This is a genomic window from Nioella sp., from assembly GCF_965215655.1.
Lineage (GTDB): Bacteria > Pseudomonadota > Alphaproteobacteria > Rhodobacterales > Rhodobacteraceae > Nioella.
This window is the reverse complement of record NZ_OZ244111.1, coordinates 1,346,509-1,368,409: the sequence shown is the minus strand read 5'-3', so window position 1 is coordinate 1,368,409 and position 21,901 is coordinate 1,346,509. Positions and strand designations below refer to the sequence as shown.

Below are 21,901 nucleotides of genomic sequence, written 5' to 3'. Positions count from 1 at the left end.
CGCCACAGGGCATGGGATTTTTTTCCAGATTTCCACGAAAAACCCCCGGTCGCGGTGCGATCCGGGGGCAATTCCCATGATGTTCCAGCGTCGGCAGCGGCCCGATCAGGCCATTCCGCCCTCGACGAGTCGGGTGGCAAGGCTGGCATAGGCCTCCGCCATCGGCCCCTCGCCCGCCGCGATCGGAGTGCCGCCATCGCCTGCAAGCCGGGTTTCCAGCGAAATCGGAAGTTCCCCCAGGAACGGCACGCCGATCCGGTCAGCCTCGGACCGCACACCGCCATGACCAAAGATATGTTCCTCGTGCCCGCAATTGGGGCAATGGAACACCGACATGTTCTCGATCAGCCCCAGAATCGGGGTTTTCAGGGTCTGGAACATGTTGATGGCCTTCTTGGCGTCCAGCAGCGCCACGTCCTGCGGGGTCGAAACGACAATCGCGCCCGTCACCTCGGATTTCTGGCACAGGGTCATGGCCACATCACCGGTGCCGGGCGGCAGATCGACAATCAGCACATCCAGATCGCCCCACTCCACCTGGGTCAGCATCTGTTGCAGCGCCCCCATCAGCATCGGCCCGCGCCAGACCACCGCCTGATCCTCGGGCAGCATCAAGCCAAGCGACATGAGCGTGACCCCGTGATTGTGCAGTGGCAGGATGGTTTTGCCATCGGGCGAGGCAGGACGTTTGTTCACCCCCATCATGCGCGGCTGCGAGGGCCCGTAGATATCGGCGTCGAGCAGCCCCACCTTGCGCCCCTGTCGCGCCAGCGCAACGGCGAGGTTGGAGGACACGGTGGATTTTCCCACACCACCCTTGCCCGAGCCCACGGCGATGATGCTTTTTACCGTTGCGGGTTTCATCGACCCCTGCTGCGGCTTGGGGTGGCCGCCGATCTTCAGGCTCGGCGGTTCCCCCTGCCCCGGCGCGGGCTTGGCGGACGGCCCATGTGCGGTCAGGGCGACTGTCGCGCTCTCCACCCCCGGCAGGCCCTTGACCAGGGCCTCTGCGGCATCGCGCACCGGAGACAGGCGGCGCGCGTCTTCCGGCGACGGGGCCTCGATCACAAAGGCGACCTTGCCGCCGGTGATCTGCAAGGCCCGAACCAAATCGCGGCTGACGAGCGTGCCGCCATCGGGCAACGACAGCTTGTCCAGTGCGGCGAGGATCGTTTCGCGGGTCTGGCTCATATCTGGCCCCTTCCTGTTGCAGCGCATGTGTTGTCGAACAGATAGGACGCTTTGCCCATCCATGCACCCCCCCTAAAAGATTCAGACAGCATATAGTTTTAGGCAGCTTTGACCCAAGGTAAGCCTGCAATTTGAGCAGCTTACGTCCACGTTATGCGCTTTCTGCATGGCAGCATTGACGAACTCGGGGATTGTGCAAGCGCAGCATTGCGATATTTTTTGATCATCGAAACAAACACGGGCCGACACGGATCGCCGCCAGAAAGACGCGACGCTGACCGCCGGACCAACCGACTGAAGGATCAAGGCATATGGCCTACGCAACTCAAACCCATACCGGCTCGCTCTCGCTGCTGGCCCGTTTCGCAGAAATCCGCGAGCAAGCCGCGGAAGCCTACGCCGCATGGCGCGTCTATCGCAACACGCTGACCGAACTGCGCGAGCTGAGCGACCGCGACCTGAACGATCTGGGCATTTCCCGGGCCTCCATCCGCGCCATCGCGCATGAGGCGGCCTACGGTCAGACCGCCTGACCGACACGACATAAAACACTGCCGGTTTCCTCCTCCCTTTAACCGGCAGCCCTGCGGCGGCGCCTCTCCTCCCCCCTGGCGCCGCCGCCGAAAGACAAGGCCCCACGCGGGCAAGCCGGATACGGAACCTCTCCTCCTCCCTTGAGGGTTCGTAGACTGGCGGTGGCACCTCCTCCTCCCTTGGTGTCATCGCCCGACATACCGCCCCCGACGGGGCACCAGTTACGGACCGTCCTCCTCCCTTAGGTCCGTGATTGGCGGCGGCACCACTCCTCCTCCCCGGTGTCGCCGCCCGATATTCCGCCCCGGCCGGGGCACTGCATACGGGTCCGACTCCTCCCCCAGGACCCGTCATTACGCGGCGGCGCCTCTCCTCCTCCCTGGCGCCGCCGCCTCACAACAATACGGGCCGGGTGGATCTCCTCCCTTTCCAAACGGCCCCAAAGTTCGGCGTCCCTCCTCCTCCCTTTAAGGACGCTGAGATCTGGCGGTGGCACCCTTCCTCCTCCCTGGGTGTCACCGCCTTTTTCATTTTCAGAAGTTGTCCGGGTGTCAGGCGCGCTCATCCTTGGGCGAGGCCATGACCACATGTGTCGTGATCGTCGCCACCTGCGGAATGTCGCCCAGAATATCGGTGTGAAAGCGCTTATAGGCCACCAGATCGGCCGCCTCGACGCGCAGCAGGTATTCCACATTGCCGGTGATGTTGTGGCACTCACGCACTTCCGGGCTGCGGGAAATGGCGCGTTCGAACGCCGCCTGCGCCTGTTTGGAATGCTCGCCCAGACCGACGGTCAGATAGGCGGTGAAGCCCACGCCCATCTTCACCGGGTCGAGCACCGCGCGATAGCCGGTGATGACCCCCGCCGCCTCCAACGCCTGCACCCGGCGCAGGCAGGCCGAGGGAGACAAGGCCACGCGGGCGGCCAATTCCAGATTACTGATCCGCCCGTCACGGGACAGTTCCTGCAATATCTGGCGGTCTTTTTCGTCTATCTTCGTCATTTCTTGCGCATTTTGCGCCCGAAGGCGTCACTTTGCAATTACATTTCGCGTGGGACCGCCTAACGTCAGCACCATGACACAAGATCTGATCCTCGCCCTCATGGGCTATGCGCTCGCCACCTCGATCACGCCGGGGCCCAATAACCTGATGCTGATGGCCTCGGGTGCCAATTTCGGTCTGGCGCGCACCCTGCCCCATATGGCGGGCGTCAGCCTGGGCCACGGGTTCATGACCTTCATCCTGGGCCTGGGGCTGGTGCAGGTGTTCGAGAGCTTTCCGGTCGTCAGGATCGTGCTGACGGTGCTCTGTTCCGCCTATCTTCTGTGGCTGGCGTGGAAGATCGCCAACGCCGCACCCCCGAAAGAGGGCCAGCCCGTCGGCACGCCCCTGACCTTCCTTCAGGCCGCAGCGTTCCAATGGGTGAACCCCAAGGCGATCTTCATGTCGATCACCGCGCAAACGAACTACGCCCCCGAAGGCGCAGGCTGGACCGGGGCGCTGATGGTTGCGGTTGTCTTTGCCTGCATCAACCTGCCCTCGGTCGGAGTCTGGGCGTGGATGGGGGTGCAGGTGAAGCGTTTTCTTGGCACCGGCGCACGACTGCGGGCGTTCAATATCGTAATGGCGCTGCTGCTGGTCGCGTCGCTCGTGCCGATCTTGATCGGCTGATCGGGACTGCTTGACATCGACCATGCAGGCCCGAACAGTAGCCATAGCGTCTTGGACCGGAGGGTAAATTGAAGGGGACAGTATCACGCAGCATCTGCGATGGGATGGGTTACGCCTACAAAGTAGATACCGGCAAGGGATACATCGATGGTGAAGATGGCCAGACTTACTGGTTTTGCGAGGTCGATACACTCCTTCTGCATACATCTCCTCAGTCGCTTGCAGGAAAATCGGTGACCTTTACGCCTGACTACAACGGCGCCAGACAATCATTCAGAGTGAAACCGGACCTGATAGGGCGGGCACGAAATCTCAAGTTCGGCTAGAAGCCTGTGCCGCAACGCCCTGATGGCGGCAAGCCTGCGAGCCCGACTTCTAGAACGGCACGTCGTCGGCCTGATCGGCGGCCACCAGGAACCGGCCCACGACCCGCTTTATGCCCGCCTTGTCGAAGGCGATCTCCAGCTTGTCGCCTTCCACGCCCTCCACCCGGCCGTAGCCGAATTTCTGGTGAAAGACCCGCTCACCGATGGTGAAAGCCGATTCTGCCGAAGCGTCGATGGTGAAGTTGCGCGATTCGCGCGGCTGGCTCATGCCCCGCGCGCCGGTATTGGCATGAAGCCGCTTCCAGCCCGGCGAGTTGTAGACATCGGCCCGCACGGCGCGTTCTTCCAGCCCCGAGCGGCCATAATCCTGCGCACCGCCCATGCTGCCCTGATGGCCATAGAGCCCCGGCGGGGTCAGCACCTCCACATGCGCTTCCGGCAGTTCGTCGATGAAACGGCTTGGCAATTGCGATTGCCACTGGCCATAGACGCGCCGGTTCCCTGCGAAGGAAATCGTGCAGATCTCCTCCGCCCGCGTGATGCCCACATAGGCCAGCCGCCGCTCCTCTTCGAGGCCCTTCAGCCCTTCCTCATCCATGGCGCGTTGACTGGGGAAAAGCCCGTCCTCCCACCCCGGCAGGAAGACGGCGGGAAATTCCAGCCCCTTGGCGGCATGGAGCGTCATCAGCGTGACCTTTTCCTCGGTCTCGTCAGATTCATTATCCATGATGAGCGACACATGTTCGAGGAAGCCTTGCAGGTTCTCGAACCCTTCCAGCGCTTTCACCAGTTCCTTGAGGTTTTCCAGTCGCCCCGGCGCTTCGGGCGTCTTGTCGTTCTGCCACATCTCGGTGTAGCCGGACTCGTCAAGGATCATCTCGGCCAGTTCGACATGGTTGAGCGTCCCTTGAGGGACGTCCTCTTCTATGAGATCATCTACCGGCCCCACGGCGCGCATCGGCCCCAGCATCAGCCCGCGCCAACGCTCGATCCCCTCGACAAAGCGCTGCAATTCTTTGGCGCCCTTGCCGGTCAGCCCCTTGGCCGCGAGCAGCACTTTCGCGCCTTCCAGAAGGGACACGCCATTGGTGCGCGCCGCCATCTGGATCTTTTGCTGTGCCTTATCGCCCAGGCCGCGCTTGGGGGTGTTGACGACCCGTTCAAAGGCCAGGTCATCCTCGGGGCTGACGACCAGCCGGAAATAGGCCATGGCATCCCGGATCTCCATCCGCTCGTAAAAGCGGGGGCCTCCGATGACGCGGTAGGGCAGACCGATGGTCAGGAACCGATCCTCGAAGGCGCGCATCTGGTGGGAGGCACGGACGAGGATCGCCATTCCGTCGGGGCTGATCGGGTCTTGCCCACGTGTGCCCCGCTGCATCGCCTCGATTTCTTCGCCGACCCAACGGGCTTCTTCATCGCCGTCCCAATGGCCAATGAGGCGGACCTTCTCGCCCTCCTCGGCCTCGGTCCACAACTCCTTGCCAAGCCGCCCCTTGTTCCCTGCAATCACGCCCGACGCGGCGGCGAGGATATGGGGGGTAGACCGGTAATTCTGTTCCAGCCGGATCACCTTGGCGCCCGGAAAATCCTTGTCGAAGCGCAGGATGTTGCCCACCTCGGCCCCGCGCCAGCCATAGATCGACTGGTCGTCATCGCCCACGCAGCAGATGTTCTTATGGGCCTGCGCCAGCAGCCGCAGCCAGAGATACTGGGCGACGTTGGTGTCCTGGTATTCGTCCACCAGGATGTAGCGGAACCAGCGTTGGTATTGCTGGAGGATATCCTCATGGGTCTGGAAAATGGTGACCATGTGGAGCAGCAGGTCCCCGAAATCGCAGGCATTGAGGGATTTCAGGCGCTGCTGGTAGGCGGCGTAAAGCTCCACGCCCCGGTCATTGAAGGCCCCGGCCTCGCCCGCCGGGACCTTTTCGGGCGTCCAGGCGCGATTCTTCCACTTGTCGATCACGGCGGCAAGCGCGCGGGCGGGCCAGCGTTTTTCGTCGATGTTTTCGGCAATGATCAGCTGCTTCATCAGCCGCACCTGATCGTCTGTGTCCAGAATGGTGAAATTCGACTTCAGCCCCACAAGTTCCGCATGACGGCGCAGAAGCTTCACGCAGATCGCGTGGAAAGTGCCAAGCCAGGGCATGCCTTCCGCCGGTTGACCGAGCAGCGCACCCACGCGGGTCTTCATCTCGCGCGCGGCCTTGTTGGTGAAGGTCACGGCGAGGATCTCGTTCGGGCGCGCTTTGCCCGTGGAGAGAAGATGCGCGATGCGGGCGGTCAGCGCCCGGGTCTTGCCCGTGCCCGCGCCTGCCAGCATCAGCACCGGCCCATCCAGCGTTTCCACCGCTTCGCGCTGCGGCGGGTTCAGCCCGTCGAGATAGGGCGCGGGCCGCGCGGCCATGGCGCGTTGCGAGAGGGAGGCGGCCGAGAAGGCCTCTTCATCGTCGAAAATATCCATGCGCGAGAGCCTAGACCAAGCCTTGATCAAGTTAAAGTATTGTTCACGGTCCGTTCGCAAGTGTTTTCTGACCGGTCTTGCGCCGACATTCGTCGCCGCGGCGCGGGCGCGCTCTTCACCCGCCCCTTGCGGGGCAGCCTCATCGCCCGCTTGGGGGCCAGCCCCCAAACCCCCGAGGTATTTTTGCCAAGATGAAGGGGAACGGGCTGGACAGGGGGCGTTGGCCCGGGTTTTGTCGGGGCATGGATCTGGACCAGACATATCCGGCGATTTCCGACCTCAGGGCGCGGGCACGGCGGCGCGTGCCGCATTTCGTCTGGGAGTTTTTCGATTCCGCCACGGGCACGGAGTCGGTCCTGCCGCGCAATCGGGCGGCGCTGGATCGGGTCTTGTTTCATCCTGCGATACTGACGGGGGAGTTTACGCCCGATCTGTCCTGTTCGCTGATGGACCGGGACTACACCGTGCCCTTCGGCATCGCGCCTGTGGGGATGTCGGGGGTGATCTGGCCGGATGCGGAGCGGCGGTTGGCGCGGTTTGCCGGGTCCGCGGGGGTTCCCTATGGGCTCTCCACCGTGGCCAGTCAGACGCCGGAAACCGTGGGGCCGGAGGCAGGCGGCATGGGGTGGTTCCAGCTCTACCCGCCGCGCGCGCCGGAGGTGTTGGAGGATATGCTGGCGCGTGCCTGGGAGGCGGGATTTCACACGCTGGTTCTGACGGCGGATGTGCCTGTCGCCTCTCGCCGGGAACGGCAGACACGGGGCGGGCTGACAAACCCGCCGCGCCTGACGCCCCGCCTGCTGGCACAGGTGATGCGCTGCCCGGCCTGGACGCTGGGCACGCTGAGGACCGGCATGCCGCGGATGCGGACGCTGGACCGCTATGCGGAGCAGAAGACCAGCCTGCCGCAGACCGCCCATGTGGGCTATCTGATCCGGACCTCGCCCGATTGGGACTATCTGGGGCGGCTGCGAGAGCTGTGGCAGGGCAAGCTGGTTGTGAAAGGCGTGATGGAGGTTGCCCCGGTGGAGCGGCTGGAGGCGGCGGGGGTCGATGCGATCTGGGTGTCGAACCATGCGGGCCGCCAGTTCGACGGGGCGCGGGCCAGCATCGACGCGCTGCCGGAAATCCGCGCGGCGACGCACCTGCCGCTGATCTTCGACAGCGGCATCGAGGGCGGGCTCGACATTATGCGCGCGCTGGCGCTTGGGGCGAATTTCGTGATGCTGGGGCGGGGCTGGCACTATGCTTTGGCGGCTCTGGGTGAGGCCGGGCCACCGCATCTGCATGCACTGTTGGTGAAGGACTTGATCTCTTGCATGGGGCAGATCGGGGCGCGGTGTCTGTCGGACCTTCCCGGGCGGCTGGTGGTGCCTCGGACCGGCTAGGATTGTTCAGCGCTAACAGGTCGATCACGCGGCGCAACAGGTCGTTTCCCGCGTGGGATTCGCAATTTTCATTGCTAGGGTTGGTCTAGAACCAAGGCTTGCAGCGGAATGACACACGTCTTCAAGCCACTGAAAAATATAAAACTGTTAGCGCTATCGCCGCTCTTGCAACATTTCAGCAACAATTATGTTGGCAGCGCAGCAATTTCTGCCTAACGTCCGCGCCATCCAGAACAGAGGGGAATGTTCATGGCCGACTTCAAGAAGATCCTGATTGCCAATCGGGGTGAAATCGCGATCCGAGTCATGCGCGCTGCCAATGAGCTTGGCAAACGCACCGTGGCGATCTACGCCGAGGAGGACAAGCTGTCCTTGCACCGGTTCAAGGCCGACGAGGCCTACAAGATCGGGGAGGGTCTGGGGCCGGTCGCGGCCTATCTGTCCATCGACGAGATCATCCGCGTTGCCAAGGAATGCGGCGCTGACGCCATCCATCCGGGCTATGGGCTTCTGTCGGAAAACCCGAGTTTCGTGGACGCCTGCGCGGCGAATGGGATCACCTTCATCGGACCCAAAGCCGAGACCATGCGCGCCCTTGGCGACAAGGCCAGTGCCCGTCGCGTAGCGATCGAAGCAGGCGTTCCCGTCATCCCCGCGACCGAGGTTCTGGGCGACGATATGGATGCGATCCGGGCCGAGGCCGCAGAGATCGGCTATCCCCTGATGCTGAAAGCTTCTTGGGGCGGCGGCGGGCGCGGGATGCGTCCGATCAATGGACCCGAAGAGCTGGAAGAAAAAGTGCGCGAGGGTCGGCGCGAGGCTGAGGCCGCCTTCGGCAATGGCGAGGGGTATCTTGAGAAGATGATCACCCGCGCCCGCCATGTGGAGGTGCAGATCCTCGGCGACAAACACGGGTCGATCTACCACCTCTATGAGCGCGATTGCTCGGTCCAGCGGCGCAACCAGAAAGTGGTGGAGCGCGCCCCTGCCCCCTATCTGAGCCAGACGCAACGCGAAGAGATCTGTCTTCTGGGCAAGAAAATCTGCGAGCACGTGAATTACGAATGCGCCGGCACCGTCGAATTCCTGATGGATATGGATAGCGGCAAGTTCTACTTCATCGAGGTGAACCCCCGCGTGCAGGTGGAACATACCGTCACCGAGGAAGTGACCGGCATCGACATCGTGCGCGCGCAGATCCTGATTGCCGAAGGCAAGAGCCTCGTCGAAGCCACCGGAACCGCCAGCCAGTATGACGTGAAGCTCGACGGTCACGCGATCCAGTGCCGGGTGACGACCGAGGATCCGACCAACAATTTCATCCCCGACTACGGCCGCATCACCGCCTATCGGGGTGCCACCGGCATGGGCATCCGTCTGGATGGCGGCACCGCCTATTCGGGCGCGGTGATCACGCGCTACTATGACTCGCTTCTGGAAAAGGTCACGGCATGGGCGCCGACGCCCGAGGCTGCGATTGCGCGGATGGACCGGGCGCTGCGGGAGTTCCGCATTAGGGGCGTCAGCACGAACATCGCCTTCGTGGAAAACCTGCTGAAGCACCCGACCTTCCTGAATTACCAGTACACGACCAAGTTCATCGACGAGACGCCGGAGCTCTTTGACTTCCGCCCCAAGCGCGACCGCGCCACACGGATCCTGACCTATATCGCGGATATCACCGTGAACGGGCACCCGGAAACCGAGGGCCGTGCCAAACCCAAGGCCGACCTGAAACCGGCGAAAGCCCCTGCCCCCAAAGCCGCGCCTGCGCCGGGCACCAAGACGCTGCTGGATGAAAAAGGCCCGCAGGCCGTGGCCGACTGGATGGCAGCGCAGAAACAGCTGCTGATAACCGACACCACCATGCGCGACGGGCACCAGTCCTTGCTGGCGACCCGGATGCGGTCCATCGACATGATCAAGGCCGCGCCCGCCTATGCCGGGAACCTTCCGGGTCTTTTCAGCATCGAATGCTGGGGCGGCGCGACCTTCGACGTGGCCTATCGCTTCCTGCAGGAATGCCCGTGGCAGCGCCTGCGTGACCTGCGCAAGGCCATGCCCAATATCATGACGCAAATGCTGCTGCGCGCCTCCAATGGGGTGGGCTACACCAACTACCCCGACAACGTGGTGCAGTCGTTTGTTGCGCAGGCCGCCGAGACCGGCGTCGATGTCTTCCGCGTGTTCGACAGTTTGAACTGGGTGGAGAACATGCGCGTCGCCATGGATGCGGTCGTCGAAAGCGGCAAGGTCTGCGAGGGCACGATCTGCTACACCGGTGACATCCTGAACCCGGAACGGGCGAAGTACGATCTTGAGTATTACGTCAACATGGGCAAGGACCTGCGGGACGCGGGCGCGCATGTTCTGGGCCTGAAAGACATGGCGGGGCTGCTGAAACCGGCCTCTGCCAAGATCCTGATCAAGGCGCTGAAGGAAGAGGTGGGCCTGCCCATCCACTTCCACACCCATGACACGGCGGGGATTGCCTCTGCCACCATCCTGGCGGCCTCTGACGCGGGCGTGGATGCGGTCGACTGCGCGATGGACAGCTTCTCCGGCAACACCAGCCAGGCGACGCTTGGCACCGTGGTCGAGGCCCTGCGCCATACGGAGCGGGACACCGGGCTGGATATCAAGTCGATCCGCGAGATCAGCGACTATTTCGAGGCGGTGCGCGGCCAATACGCGGCCTTCGAGTCCGGCCTTCAGGCCCCGGCCTCAGAAGTCTACCTGCACGAGATGCCGGGTGGCCAGTTCACCAACCTCAAGGCGCAGGCCCGCAGCCTCGGGCTGGAAGAACGCTGGCACGAAGTGGCGCAGATGTATGCCGACGTGAACCAGATGTTCGGCGATATCGTGAAGGTCACGCCCTCGTCCAAGGTGGTGGGCGACATGGCCCTGATGATGGTGAGCCAGGGGTTGACCCGCGAACAGGTCGAAGACCCCAAGACCGATGTGGCCTTTCCCGACAGCGTCATCGACATGATGCGCGGCAATCTGGGCCAGCCGCCGGGCGGCTTCCCTGCTACGATCCTTGCAAAGGCGCTGAAGGGTGAAAAACCCAATACCGAACGCCCCGGCAAGCACCTGCCCCCGGTCGATCTGGAGGCCACCCGCGCCGAGGTCATCGCCAAGGTGGGCGAACCCGTCGATAACGAGGACCTGAACGGTTACCTCATGTATCCCAAGGTCTTCACCGATTACCGCGCCCGCCATGCGGAATACGGGCCAGTGCGCACCCTGCCCACCAAGACCTTCTTCTATGGCATGCAGCCGGGCGAAGAGATCGAGGCCGAGATCGACCCCGGCAAGACGCTGGTGGTGCAGTTGCAGGCCGTGGGCGAGACCAACGAGGATGGCGAGGTCAAGGTCTTCTTCGAACTCAACGGCCAGCCCCGCACCGTTCGCGTTCCCAACCGCAAGGCGCAGGCCTCGACCGCCAAACGCCCGAAGGCCGAGCTTGGCAACCCCAACCACGTGGGTGCACCGATGCCCGGCGTGGTGGCGACGGTTGCGGTTCAGGCCGGCCAGACCGTCAAGCAGGGCGACATGCTGCTGACCATCGAGGCAATGAAGATGGAAACCGGCATCCATGCCGACCGCGATGCCGTGGTCAAGGCCATCCATGTGACCCCCGGCGGCCAGATCGACGCCAAGGATCTGCTGGTCGAATTGGACTAGTAAGAAAAGGGCGCCCGACATTGCGGCGCCCTTTCTCCGTCCATTTTTAATCACTTTTTATTGTTAAGTTGCCCGTCATTCGCGCAGTGACGAGGTGACAAATATGACCCTGAGAACCGAATTCTGGTACGACGAAAGCGGTGCCGTGACAGTCGACATGACCGTTCTGGCTGCCGGCGTTGTCGGCCTTGGCATCGCAACGATGTCCGTGGTGAGCAGCGGTGTCGAAGACCTGTCCGGCGACATCAACGCCGAACTGTCCTCTAACAGCTGGAACATGTTCAGCAATGGCAGGGTTTCGGTCGGGTCTTTCGATTTCTCCGGCGGCAATGCGCCCGGCTGGCTTGGCGGATCGGTCCGAAATATGGGCGGTGAACTGGGCGAATTGCTGGTCCTTGGCCCCGGTGAGGCAACGGGTTTCCTCGTGGAAGTGGCCGAGGGAGCCACTAACGCGATCATGGAATTCGATCTGGTTGCGGGCGACAGCCTCGACAACAGCGCCCAATGGGGCACCGACACCGCGACGATCTCGCTCAACGGCGTGCCTGTTGCCGTGGCGCTGGCCAGTGGCAACAGCATGACATTCGACATTCCGCAGCTTGACGGCACAACGGTCGAAGCAACGGTGGAGGTCGCATCGGTCGCTCTTGGCGGCAATGGCGGCTGGAACGATTCCGTGGCATCCGTGCGCGTGACCGTGGACGAACCGACATCGGATATCCAGTTCGAGCTTCAATCCAATGCCAATCAGGGCATCGGCGATGAATTCTGGGGGCTGGACAATTTCGACGCCTCCACCACCGGCGGCCCCGGATTCTGATCAAGCGACCTGACCTGCCCCCGACAAAGACCGCATCTGCCTGAAAGACAACTGGCAGGCTTTGCAAAAAAGGCCACATCCTGAGTGAATTGAGCTTGGTGGCCGCGCCCGTGCATGCAAGAGTTCGGCCCTGTCACATTGCAGGAGCGCGCTGTTGTTCACCCCGGACCAAGTCCTTGATTTCTGGTTTCCCGAAACGGGCCACGAGAAGAACCCGGAATCCCATTCCGCCTTCTGGAACGAACGGATGCAGGGCGGCATGGATGAGGTCATCATCCGCGATTTCGCAGATCTGACCCTGGCCGCCGCGCGCGGCGAACTGGACCATTGGGCAAACACCCCGCGCGGGCGGCTGGCACTGCTGATCGCGCTCGACCAGTTTCCCCGCTCGCTCTGGCGCGACACACCTGCGGCCTACGCCCAGGACATCAAGGCCGCACGACTGGCACTGGACGGGATCGCCAACGGTGATTTCGACAGGCTCGACCCCTGGGAGCAGGCGTTTTTCGTGATCTCCATTTCTCATTGCGAAGGCCCCGACCACCTGCAACGCATGGACCTGCTGGATGAATTGATCGAACGGATCATCCTCAAGCTGCCGGAGCCGATTGCCGGGATGGGCGACGCGTTCCGCGCCCAAAACAGGACAGTGCGCGGCGTTCTGGAACGATTCGGCCGCCACCCGCATCGCAACCCGATCCTTGGGCGCCCCTCAACGCCGGAAGAGGAGTCCTATATCGCGACCGGCGATTTTCCCCATGTGCGCAAGGTTGAAACCGGGTCGGACTGACGCCACGACAGGTGCATTTGGGCTTGCGCAACGCTGCCGGGGACGCTGCAATCGACGCCAAGACGCGCGGAGCATTCCATGGCCAAGATCCTCGTCATGACAGACCTGCACATCACGCCGGAAGGCGAGACCATCATTGGCCTCGACCCCGGCGCGCGGCTATCGGCGGGGCTGGCCCATGCGGCAGGGACTCACCCGGACGCTGACCGGATCGTCCTGATGGGCGATCTGACCCATCACGGGACCGCACAGGAATATGCGCGGCTGAAACCGCTGCTGGCCGGCCTGCCCTGGCCAGTCACGCTCATGATCGGCAATCATGACACGCGCATGGGGTTCCGCGCGGCCTTTCCGGACGCGCCGACCGATGCGGATGGATTTGTCCAAAGCGCGATTGATCTGGGTGACATCAGGCTGATCTGCCTCGACACCCATGAAACAGCCCCGGCGGTGCAGCATTCCGGCCATCTCTGCCCTACCCGGCTGGCCTGGCTTACCCGGGAACTGGAGGCAGACAGGAAACCCTGCCTTGTTTTCCTGCATCATCCGCCCTTCGACACCGGCTTTTCGGGCATGGATCACATCGGCCTCACCAATGCGGCAGAATTGCGGGGGGTGCTGACCGACTATCCGCAGGTCAAGCATGTCTTCGCCGGGCACATCCATCGCACGATCACCGCCTCCGTCGACGGCCTGCCGATCACCGTTTTCAAAAGCCCCTGCCATCAAATGCCCATGATTCTGGGGCAGGAAGGCAGTGGCCATTCGGTGGACGAACCGGGGGCCTATGGCATCATCCTGACAAACGGGGACAGGGTGGTGGTACATTTCGAGGACTTCACCCTGCCTGCGCAGGACGTGAGCCACTACTGACGGATGGGACGGGATATGGATATGATTGCGCCGCTTTATGCAGGGCTACTGGGCCTGCTGTTTCTTCACCTCAGCATCCGGGTGATCAGCCTCAGGCGTCACCACAAGGTGTCGGTCGGGGATGGCGGGGAAAAGGCCCTGTCAAAGGCCATGCGGGTGCAGGCCAATTGCGTGGAATATGCCTCGATCGGGCTGATCCTTCTGTTCGGCGCAGAGCTTCAGGGCGCGCCCGCCTGGGCCGTTCACGGGCTTGGGGTGACGCTGCTTCTTGGCCGGGTGCTGCATGCGTTCGGCTTTGGCTCCACCCCACAGATCGTGCCCGCGCGCGTCTGGGGCATGGCGCTGACGCTTGGCATGATCCTGATCGCGAGCCTGTCCAATATCATCCGCGCGGTGATCTGAGCGCGTCCGAACGCGCACTGGCCGGCACGCCGCCAATCTGCGATGCTGCACAAGGCAACTATCCGTAGAGACCGACCCCTTGGCGACGATCCTGACCATCACCCTGCCCATCTACCTGCTGATCGGGCTTGGCTTCCTGTCCGTTCGCACCGGCTATTTCGCCGGGTCCGATATCAGGGCTATCGGCACGTTCGTGGTGCGTTTCGCCCTGCCCGCGCTGATCTTTCTGGCCGTGGGCACCGAGACCCCGTCGGAAACGCTGCACTGGGGGCTGTTCGCGGTCTACCTGTCGGCGTCGCTGGCGCTGTTCGCGACCTGCATCCTCGTGGGGCGCCTCGTATTCCGGGCGCGCTGGTCGATGCTGGGGGTGGTGGGGCTTGGCATGGTGGGGTCCAACTCGGCCTTCGTGGGGTTTCCGCTGCTGTCCATCCTCTACCCTGACCTTGCCGTGACGATCTTCGCCACCGTGATGCTGCTGGAAAACGTGATCCTGATCCCGCTGGCTCTGGCGGTGGCAGATGCAGGTGAGCGCAGTTCAAGCACGCCGTTGCAGGGGTTTCTCAAGGGGCTCAAGGGTCTGATCAAGAATCCGCTGGTCCTGTCGATCCTCGTCGCTCTGGCCTATTCCCTGTCCGGCCTGACCCTGCCCGAGCCGATCCTGCGCCCCATCGAGATGCTGCGCCCGATCGCCTCGCCTGTTGCGCTCTTTGCCGTGGGTGGCACCGTTGCCGCCGCAACGCTTGCCAGTGCCCGCGACATGGCCGTGCCGATGGGGGTGATCCTGGTGGGCAAGCTTGTCCTTCACCCGCTGTTCTTTCTTGCCGCAACCCTGCTGCTGCCCGCCCTGCCCGACGAGATCCGCCATGCCGGCCTGATCAACGCGGCCTGTCCGATGCTGTCGATCTTCCCATTGATTGCCATGGCCTACGGGCGAGAGTTGCTGGCCTCGACCGCGCTCATGGTCACAACGGCGGCCTCTTTCGTGACCATCTCGGGCCTTTTGTGGATTATTTCGCTGGCCGCCTCCTGACCGCTTGCAGCGGGCCTGCTACTGCTTATCTGACTGCGATCCGATCCAAGGAGATGCCAGATGATCGAGCTGTTTTCCGACCCCGCCGTGTGGGCCTCTTTCCTGACCCTGACCATTCTGGAGATCGTGCTCGGCGTTGATAACGTCATCTTCATATCCATCGCCGCCGCCCGACTGCCCGCGGAGCAACGCCGCCGCGCGCGGGTGATCGGGCTGACGGGGGCGCTGGTACTGCGCATCCTGCTGCTTCTGTCCATCGCCTGGATCATCGGGCTGAGCGAGCCGATCATGACCGTCCTGGGCCTCGACATCAGCTGGCGCGATATCATCCTGGTCGCAGGGGGTCTTTTCCTGCTCTACAAGGCGTCGACCGAGATCTTCCACGAGGTCGAAGGCGGCATTCATACCGCTGAGGAAACCGTGGTGAAGGCGGTTTTCGCCTCGGTCATCTTCCAGATCATGCTGCTCGATCTGGTCTTTTCGCTCGACTCGGTCATCACCGCCGTGGGCATCGCCGACCATATCGAGGTGATGATCGCCGCCGTGGTCGTGGCCATCGTGGTGATGATGCTCGCAGCAGCCCCGATCGCGAAATTCGTGGAGGATCACCCGTCCACCAAGATGCTGGCGCTGGCCTTCCTGGTCATGGTCGGCATGGCACTGGTAGCGGATGGCTTCCACTTCCATGTCGAGCGCGGTTTCATCTATGCGGCGATGGTCTTTGCCGGGGCCGTCGAGACGCTGAACCTGTGGCGCGCGGCGCGGCGCAAGCGGCTGGCGGAAAATGCGTAGACGGGGCGATTTTCCTCTTGCAGCCCTGCGGCTGTCGGCCTAAATACCGCCCTCACAGAGCGGGCGTAGCTCAGGGGTAGAGCATAACCTTGCCAAGGTTAGGGTCGTGAGTTCGAATCTCATCGCCCGCTCCAATCAAAAAGGCCTCCGGATTTCCGGGGGCCTTTCTGATTCCGGGGTGGATATCTTCCTGTGACGGTGTCCCAAATTTCCTCTTGCAGCCCCCGACGGCCCGTCCTAAACACCGCCCTCAAGAGAGCGGGCGTAGCTCAGGGGTAGAGCATAACCTTGCCAAGGTTAGGGTCGTGAGTTCGAATCTCATCGCCCGCTCCAATCAAAAAGGCCTCCGGATTTCCGGAGGCCTTTTGCGTTTCCACGGGATTACTGCGCGCGCATCTCTTCAAGGCGTTCGGCGGCATCGGGATGGCCAAGTTCCAGCGCCCGTTCGAACCACAGGATTGCCAGCGCATCGTCCTGCTGAACGCCATCGCCATCGCGCACGACAATCCCCATGTTATAGGCGGAATAGTCGTCGCCCAGATTGGCGGCCTCGGCCCAGATGCGGGCGGCTTCGGCACGGTCCTGCGGGAAGCCACGGCCCCGGTAGTGCCCGAAGGCCACCAGGCGCATGGCAACCTCATCACCTTGCGCGGCGGACAATCCGGCCCAGTACATCGCCGCGTTGTCGTCGTTTTCCACGCCGTCGGCGTTGTAATAGGCATAAGCCAGGTTCGATTGCGCAATCGCGTTGCCCTGTTCGGCCGCCTGACGGAACAACTGCACCGCGCGGACATAGTCCTGCTCGACGCCCTCACCATCCCAATAGATCATGCCAAGATCCAATTGGGCGCTGGCCTCGCCAGCTTCGGCCCGTGCCGTCAGACCAGCGATCTCGGCAATCATCATCACGTCGACCCCGTCGACCATCACGGCAAATCCGTCATTGCCATCGACCACGACCTGCGCTTCCGGCTGGACGTTGTAGACCTGACCATCGACGACGACGCTGCTGTTGGTGATCAGCACCGTGTGCTCGTTCAGAACCGCCTCGATCCCGCGCGCGGTTTCGCGCGAACTGATCGAGCCGGTTCCGGTGATGGTGACGGAGATGTCGCCATAGGTGGACGTCATATGCGACTGCGCCGCGGCAGCCAGCGGCAGGGCGAGCGCCAGCCCTGCGGCGAGGATCAGGGTGCGGGGCGAAACAAAGCGGAAGTGGGACATGAAACTCTCCTGAAATGGACGGCTGGCGGAAAAATGCCGGGAATCACGGGTGCGACAATGATATAGTGTTATTCAGACATTTAGTCAAGATCGCCGATCACGGGTGTTTTTCCTTGCAAATGCAAGCCCGGTTTCGAACACTCCATGCTGTATTGCATCAACAGTTTGTAGGAGGACCATCTATGTCCCGCTTTTTGACCGCCGTCGCATCCATTGGCCTTGCCGCGATGACGGCTTTGCCTGCCTTTGCCCAATCCCCGCTTAGCCTGTCGGGGATGAGCGTCTACCGATACGAAACCCTTGTCGACCATTCCGGAAATTCCGGGTCCTTCTGCTGCGCGCCCTACGTGCTTGGCGGGCCAGATGGGCACTTCTTTTATATCCGCGCTGTCTTCGACATTGCCTGGAGCGAAGATCTGGACCGGATTTCCTACAGCTCCTCCGACATTACCCTGATGTTGCCCGGCGATGAGGAAGGCCGCCGTGCCCAGGGGCGCTATGACTGGTTCGGGGTGTTCACGCCTTCAGCCGGGTCGATCTCGGAACGCCGCCCGCGCGACTTCCCCGAGGAAACCGCGCAGGCCTTCCTGAACGGTGTCTGGTATCTGCCGCGCGAGGCAACGACCGCCACGCTGATCATCGGTGAAGATGACGACATGCTGGAAGTTCCGGTCAACCTCGCCGTTGAGGTCGGCCCGGTCATCGCGCCTGGCCAGACCTTCACCTTCACCCCCACGGGCCTGACCCGCGCGACCGAGCTGACTGCGGGATCCACCCTGAACCGCACGGATGTTCCGGGGGTGCTGGCCCCAAGGGCAGGCACGATGCTGCGGGTCGATTTCGATGCGACGCCCGCCTTCTCGACCGACACTGACGCGCAGGCCGGGGAAAACCAGGCCTTCCTGCGTAACACCTGGTTCTCGCTGGTCGGTCCGGACGGCGCGCCGCTGGTCCCGATCGGATCGCAAAGCGGGTCGAACTCCACCCCGCGAATCGAATGGACGAACTCGATCAGCTGGGACAGCAACCCGCGCAGCGTGGATATGAGCCTTTACTTCCTCGGCGCCGGCACGCCGGGCACCTATCAGCTCTATTTCCTTGAGGATATGGTGGGCGAGATCACCCTTCAGTAACGAAACAGGCCGGGGCGGCAACACGCGCGCCCCGGCCCTGCCCCTGCGCCCTTTTCCGCGACGGCGCATCGCCCTATAAGGCGGCAACGACAATGGCGGAGCCCCCCGATGCGAACAGCACAGATTTCCCGGCAGACGGCAGAAACCGAGATCAGCGTCGAGATCAATCTCGACGGGACCGGGGCCTATGACAACCAGACCGGGGTCGGCTTCTTCGATCACATGCTGGACCAGCTGAGCCGTCATTCGCTGATCGACATGACGATCCGCGCCAAGGGGGATTATCATATCGACGACCATCACACGGTCGAGGATACGGGGATTGCTCTGGGACAGGCACTGGTTCAGGCGCTTGGCGACAAGCGGGGCATCCGGCGCTATGGCGAGTGCCACCTGCCGATGGATGACGCGCAGGTGCGCGCGGCGCTGGACCTGTCGGCGCGGCCCTTCCTTGTGTGGAACGTGGGCCTGCCCACGCCCAAGATCGGCACGTTCGACACCGAACTGGTGCGTGAGTTCTTCCAGGCGCTTGCCACCCATGGCGGCATCACCCTGCATGTGGATCAGATCCATGGCTTCAACAGCCACCACATTGCCGAGGCGGCCTTCAAGGCCGTCGCCCGTGCCCTGCGCATGGCGGTCGAACCCGACCCGCGCAAGGCAGATGCCATCCCCTCGACCAAGGGGACGCTCTGACCCATGACCACCGTCCTTGTGGATTACGAAAGCGGCAACCTGCATTCCGCCGAGAAGGCTTTTCAGCGCATGGCGACCGAGGGCGGGCATGGACCCGTCCAGATCACCGCCGATCCCGATGTGGTGGCGAAGGCCTCCCGCATCGTCCTGCCCGGTGACGGCGCTTTCCCGGCCTGCCGGCGCGGGTTACAGGCGATTGACGGGCTGGAGGAGGCGCTGATCGAAGCGGTTGAAAGCCGTGGCGTGCCGTTTCTGGGCATCTGCGTCGGCATGCAGATGCTGACCGGATGGGGCCGCGAATACGAGGATGTTGAGGGGTTCGGCTGGATCCCCGGTGAAGTCGTCAGGATCGAGCCATCCGACCCCACGCTGAAAGTGCCGCATATGGGATGGAACGATCTGGTTATCGACCAACCCCACCCTGTTCTGGAGGGGCTCGACACCGGCGACCACGCCTATTTCGTCCACAGCTATCACATGAAGGTCTCCGACCCGGCCCATCTGCTGGCCCATGTGGATTATGGCGGGCCGATAACGGCCATCGTGGGGCGTGACAATGTGGTGGGCACTCAGTTCCACCCGGAGAAAAGCCAGCATGCAGGGCTGCGGCTGATTGCCAATTTCCTGAACTGGCACCCCTGACCCCATGCCCGACATTCAGGACAGCCTCGACCGGATCGCAGCGGACATGGCGGGCCGCATGGACAGGGGTGAAGTAGCCCACTACATCCCCGAACTGGCCCGCGTGGACCCTGCCCGGTTCGGGATCGCGGTGGCGTTGCCGGACGATCGGGTTCTTAGCGCGGGCGACAGCACCCTGCCCTTTTCGATCCAGTCTATTTCAAAGGTCTTCACCCTCTCCATCGCGCTTGGCCGTCTTGGCGATCAGCTCTGGTCGCGGGTCGGGCGAGAACCTTCGGGACAGGCCTTCAACTCCATCCTGCAACTGGAACATGAAAAGGGCCGCCCCCGGAACCCGTTCATCAACGCAGGCGCCATCGCGGTGACGGATGCCATCCTCGCCGGTCACCAGCCGAAAGAGCTGTTGGGGGAAATCCTACGCTTCGTGCGGGCGGCGGCGGGTGACGACGACATCCATATCAACCACGCCGTCGCCAGATCGGAAACCGCCACCGGGCACCGGAACCTGGCGCTGGCCAGTTTCATGAAATCCTATGGCAACCTCATCAACCCGCCAGAGCTGACGCTCGGCGCCTATTTCCATCAATGCGCCATCGAGATGAGCTGTCAGCAGCTTGCCCGTGCCGGGCTCTACCTGACAAGCGCAGCGGGAACGCCTCGGATGCTCGGACCGGACAGGGTGCGGCGGATCAATGCGATCATGATGACCTGTGGCCACTATGACGCGTCGGGCGATTTCGCCTTCCGCGTTGGCCTACCAGGCAAAAGCGGCGTGGGGGGCGGCATCCTGTGCATCGTGCCGGGCAAGGCGTCAGTGGCCGTGTGGTCGCCAGGGCTGAATAAGCAGGGCAATTCCCAGCTTGGCACCGAGGCGATCGAGCGGCTGGCTAGCGACATGGGGTGGTCGGTGTTCGGGGCCAGCCACACGGCCAACCCCGATTAAGTGTCAGTTCACGCGGGTCCAGTCACCGCCGCAGCGCTGAATGCCAAGCAGGCGGCCGCAGACGGACATGGTGTCGCCGTTGAGGTAAAGCCGCGAGTTATAGGTGGAATCCCGGTCCGGCGAATAGAGCCGCCCGCGATATTCCCCACCCCCGCGCGGGGCGGTGTCCCAGATGATCTGGCGGCCGACATTCTCGCTTTCCATCGTCGCGCCCGACCCGTCGAAGGCCTGAATGAGCGTGCCGCAGAAGTTGCTGCCGCACTGCACAACCTCGATGATCCCGGTGTTGCCGTTGTCGTCAGGGGCGGTACGCCAGCGGCCCTCGATGGGGTCGGCGGCGGCCATGCCCGCGAGGCCAAGAACGGCGGCAAGGGCGATAAGCGTGGTTTTCATGGTGATCTCCTCCCAGAAACTGGGCACAGTTTGACCGGGCCTGCGGCATTCTGGCAAGGCTGACGTTGGGTTGCCTTGGCAAGCGGCGCGGGTTCCGGCAAAAGGACGCCGACAGATGCCCCTTCGCGAAAGGCCCTTCAAGATGATCCTCTACCCCGCCATCGACCTCAAGGACGGCAAGGCCGTGCGGCTTTACAAGGGCGAGATGGAGAAGGCGACCGTTTTCCATGACCGTCCCGCCGAACAGGCCAAGGCGTTCGAGGCAGCAGGCTGCGAATGGCTGCATCTCGTGGACCTCAATGGTGCCTTCGCGGGCGAACCGGTGAACGGCGCAGCGGTCGAGGCGATCCTGGCGGAAACCTCGGTGCCTGCACAGCTTGGCGGTGGCATCCGCGACATGGCCACCATCGCCATGTGGATCGAAAAGGGCATTGAGCGGGTGATCCTTGGCACAGTCGCGGTGGAGAACCCCGATCTGGTGCGTGAAGCTGCCCGCACCTTCCCCGGCAAGGTCGCCGTGGGGATCGACGCGCGCAAGGGTATGGTCGCGACCAAGGGTTGGGCCGAAGAGACCAATGTGAACGCCACCGACCTCGCCCGCAGTTTTGAGGACGCAGGCGTCGCCGCCATCATCTACACCGACATTAACCGTGACGGGGCCATGCAGGGCCCGAATATCGAGGAAACGGCGGCGCTGGCCCATGCCGTCTCGATCCCGGTCATCGCCTCGGGCGGGGTCTCTTCGCTGGACGACCTGCGGGCGCTCAAATCCTGCGGTGCGCCGCTCAACGGGGCGATCTCGGGCCGCGCGCTCTATGATGGGGCGCTGGATCTGGGCGAGGCGTTGAAGGTCTTGAAAGCCTGAGGCGATTTGCAATTCCATACGGGGCTGCCTA

The 21,901-nt window shown here is 63.0% G+C and carries 20 protein-coding genes and 2 tRNA genes; 17 read left to right on the top strand and 5 right to left on the bottom strand.

Annotated elements, in window-relative coordinates; translation table 11 throughout:
* Positions 1 to 105: 105 nt before the first annotated feature.
* Positions 106 to 1,191: an Mrp/NBP35 family ATP-binding protein gene (locus tag ACOOEX_RS07055; RefSeq protein ID WP_420397757.1), complete on the bottom strand. Its 1,086-nt coding sequence runs from the start codon at positions 1,189 to 1,191 to the stop codon at positions 106 to 108.
* Positions 1,192 to 1,502: 311 nt separating this feature from the next.
* On the opposite strand from ACOOEX_RS07055, the gene ACOOEX_RS07050 reads away from it, so the two are divergent.
* Positions 1,503 to 1,724, top strand: a complete 222-nt coding sequence (locus ACOOEX_RS07050) for a DUF1127 domain-containing protein (RefSeq protein WP_420397756.1) — start codon at positions 1,503 to 1,505, stop codon at positions 1,722 to 1,724.
* A 552-nt stretch (positions 1,725 to 2,276) separates the two neighbouring features.
* Here the strand turns inward: ACOOEX_RS07050 and ACOOEX_RS07045 are convergent.
* Positions 2,277 to 2,729 (bottom strand): Lrp/AsnC family transcriptional regulator, encoded by a 453-nt coding sequence (locus tag ACOOEX_RS07045; RefSeq protein ID WP_420397755.1) that lies wholly within the window; start codon positions 2,727 to 2,729, stop codon positions 2,277 to 2,279.
* A 73-nt stretch (positions 2,730 to 2,802) separates the two neighbouring features.
* On the opposite strand from ACOOEX_RS07045, the gene ACOOEX_RS07040 reads away from it, so the two are divergent.
* Positions 2,803 to 3,399, top strand: coding sequence for a LysE family translocator (locus ACOOEX_RS07040; RefSeq protein ID WP_420397754.1), 597 nt, complete (start codon positions 2,803 to 2,805; stop codon positions 3,397 to 3,399).
* A 375-nt stretch (positions 3,400 to 3,774) separates the two neighbouring features.
* On the opposite strand, the gene ACOOEX_RS07035 is transcribed toward ACOOEX_RS07040, so the two are convergent.
* Positions 3,775 to 6,192, bottom strand: a complete 2,418-nt coding sequence (locus ACOOEX_RS07035; protein WP_420397753.1) for an ATP-dependent helicase — start codon at positions 6,190 to 6,192, stop codon at positions 3,775 to 3,777.
* 242 nt (positions 6,193 to 6,434) lie between these two features.
* On the opposite strand from ACOOEX_RS07035, the gene ACOOEX_RS07030 reads away from it, so the two are divergent.
* The 10 genes from ACOOEX_RS07030 (at position 6,435) to ACOOEX_RS06985 (ending at position 16,307) form a co-directional block, all read left to right on the top strand.
* Positions 6,435 to 7,580 carry an alpha-hydroxy acid oxidase gene (locus tag ACOOEX_RS07030; RefSeq protein ID WP_420397752.1) on the top strand — a complete coding sequence of 382 codons (1,146 nt, stop codon included), beginning with the start codon at positions 6,435 to 6,437 and terminating at the stop codon, positions 7,578 to 7,580.
* A gap of 249 nt (positions 7,581 to 7,829) precedes the next feature.
* Complete coding sequence (locus ACOOEX_RS07025; RefSeq protein ID WP_420397751.1) at positions 7,830 to 11,267, top strand: pyruvate carboxylase; 3,438 nt, start codon at positions 7,830 to 7,832, stop codon at positions 11,265 to 11,267.
* Between the two features lie 103 nt (positions 11,268 to 11,370).
* The gene (locus tag ACOOEX_RS07020; RefSeq protein WP_420397750.1) at positions 11,371 to 12,087 is read left to right on the top strand and encodes a Flp family type IVb pilin; all 717 of its coding nucleotides are present in this window, start codon (positions 11,371 to 11,373) and stop codon (positions 12,085 to 12,087) included.
* Positions 12,088 to 12,241: 154 nt separating this feature from the next.
* Positions 12,242 to 12,877, top strand: a complete 636-nt coding sequence (locus ACOOEX_RS07015; protein ID WP_420397749.1) for a DUF924 family protein — start codon at positions 12,242 to 12,244, stop codon at positions 12,875 to 12,877.
* Between the two features lie 78 nt (positions 12,878 to 12,955).
* The gene (locus tag ACOOEX_RS07010; protein ID WP_420397748.1) at positions 12,956 to 13,750 is read left to right on the top strand and encodes a phosphodiesterase; all 795 of its coding nucleotides are present in this window, start codon (positions 12,956 to 12,958) and stop codon (positions 13,748 to 13,750) included.
* Positions 13,751 to 13,765: 15 nt separating this feature from the next.
* Positions 13,766 to 14,152: an MAPEG family protein gene (locus ACOOEX_RS07005; RefSeq protein ID WP_420397747.1), complete on the top strand. Its 387-nt coding sequence runs from the start codon at positions 13,766 to 13,768 to the stop codon at positions 14,150 to 14,152.
* A gap of 79 nt (positions 14,153 to 14,231) precedes the next feature.
* Positions 14,232 to 15,182, top strand: a complete 951-nt coding sequence (locus ACOOEX_RS07000; RefSeq protein ID WP_420397746.1) for an AEC family transporter — start codon at positions 14,232 to 14,234, stop codon at positions 15,180 to 15,182.
* 60 nt (positions 15,183 to 15,242) lie between these two features.
* Positions 15,243 to 15,974: a TerC family protein gene (locus ACOOEX_RS06995; RefSeq protein ID WP_420397745.1), complete on the top strand. Its 732-nt coding sequence runs from the start codon at positions 15,243 to 15,245 to the stop codon at positions 15,972 to 15,974.
* A 59-nt stretch (positions 15,975 to 16,033) separates the two neighbouring features.
* A tRNA-Gly gene (locus tag ACOOEX_RS06990) sits at positions 16,034 to 16,108 on the top strand.
* A gap of 124 nt (positions 16,109 to 16,232) precedes the next feature.
* A tRNA-Gly gene (locus tag ACOOEX_RS06985) sits at positions 16,233 to 16,307 on the top strand.
* 48 nt (positions 16,308 to 16,355) lie between these two features.
* Here the strand turns inward: ACOOEX_RS06985 and ACOOEX_RS06980 are convergent.
* Complete coding sequence (locus tag ACOOEX_RS06980) at positions 16,356 to 17,198, bottom strand: tetratricopeptide repeat protein (protein ID WP_420397744.1); 843 nt, start codon at positions 17,196 to 17,198, stop codon at positions 16,356 to 16,358.
* Positions 17,199 to 17,380: 182 nt separating this feature from the next.
* On the opposite strand from ACOOEX_RS06980, the gene ACOOEX_RS06975 reads away from it, so the two are divergent.
* The 4 genes from ACOOEX_RS06975 (at position 17,381) to ACOOEX_RS06960 (ending at position 20,612) form a co-directional block, all read left to right on the top strand.
* Complete coding sequence (locus ACOOEX_RS06975) at positions 17,381 to 18,331, top strand: hypothetical protein (RefSeq protein ID WP_420397743.1); 951 nt, start codon at positions 17,381 to 17,383, stop codon at positions 18,329 to 18,331.
* Positions 18,332 to 18,439: 108 nt separating this feature from the next.
* Entirely contained in the window at positions 18,440 to 19,027 is a 588-nt protein-coding gene (gene hisB / locus ACOOEX_RS06970) for an imidazoleglycerol-phosphate dehydratase HisB (RefSeq protein WP_420397742.1), read from the top strand.
* Between the two features lie 3 nt (positions 19,028 to 19,030).
* Complete coding sequence (gene hisH, locus ACOOEX_RS06965; protein WP_420397741.1) at positions 19,031 to 19,669, top strand: imidazole glycerol phosphate synthase subunit HisH; 639 nt, start codon at positions 19,031 to 19,033, stop codon at positions 19,667 to 19,669.
* Positions 19,670 to 19,673: 4 nt separating this feature from the next.
* Complete coding sequence (locus ACOOEX_RS06960; protein ID WP_420397740.1) at positions 19,674 to 20,612, top strand: glutaminase; 939 nt, start codon at positions 19,674 to 19,676, stop codon at positions 20,610 to 20,612.
* A gap of 3 nt (positions 20,613 to 20,615) precedes the next feature.
* Here the strand turns inward: ACOOEX_RS06960 and ACOOEX_RS06955 are convergent, their stop codons facing one another.
* Positions 20,616 to 21,005 (bottom strand): DUF2147 domain-containing protein, encoded by a 390-nt coding sequence (locus ACOOEX_RS06955; protein ID WP_420397739.1) that lies wholly within the window; start codon positions 21,003 to 21,005, stop codon positions 20,616 to 20,618.
* A gap of 142 nt (positions 21,006 to 21,147) precedes the next feature.
* Between ACOOEX_RS06955 and hisA the strand changes: the two genes are divergently transcribed.
* A complete protein-coding gene (hisA, locus tag ACOOEX_RS06950) occupies positions 21,148 to 21,870 on the top strand; it encodes a 1-(5-phosphoribosyl)-5-[(5-phosphoribosylamino)methylideneamino]imidazole-4-carboxamide isomerase (RefSeq protein ID WP_420398341.1) in 723 nt (240 codons plus the stop codon).
* Positions 21,871 to 21,901 lie beyond the last annotated feature (31 nt).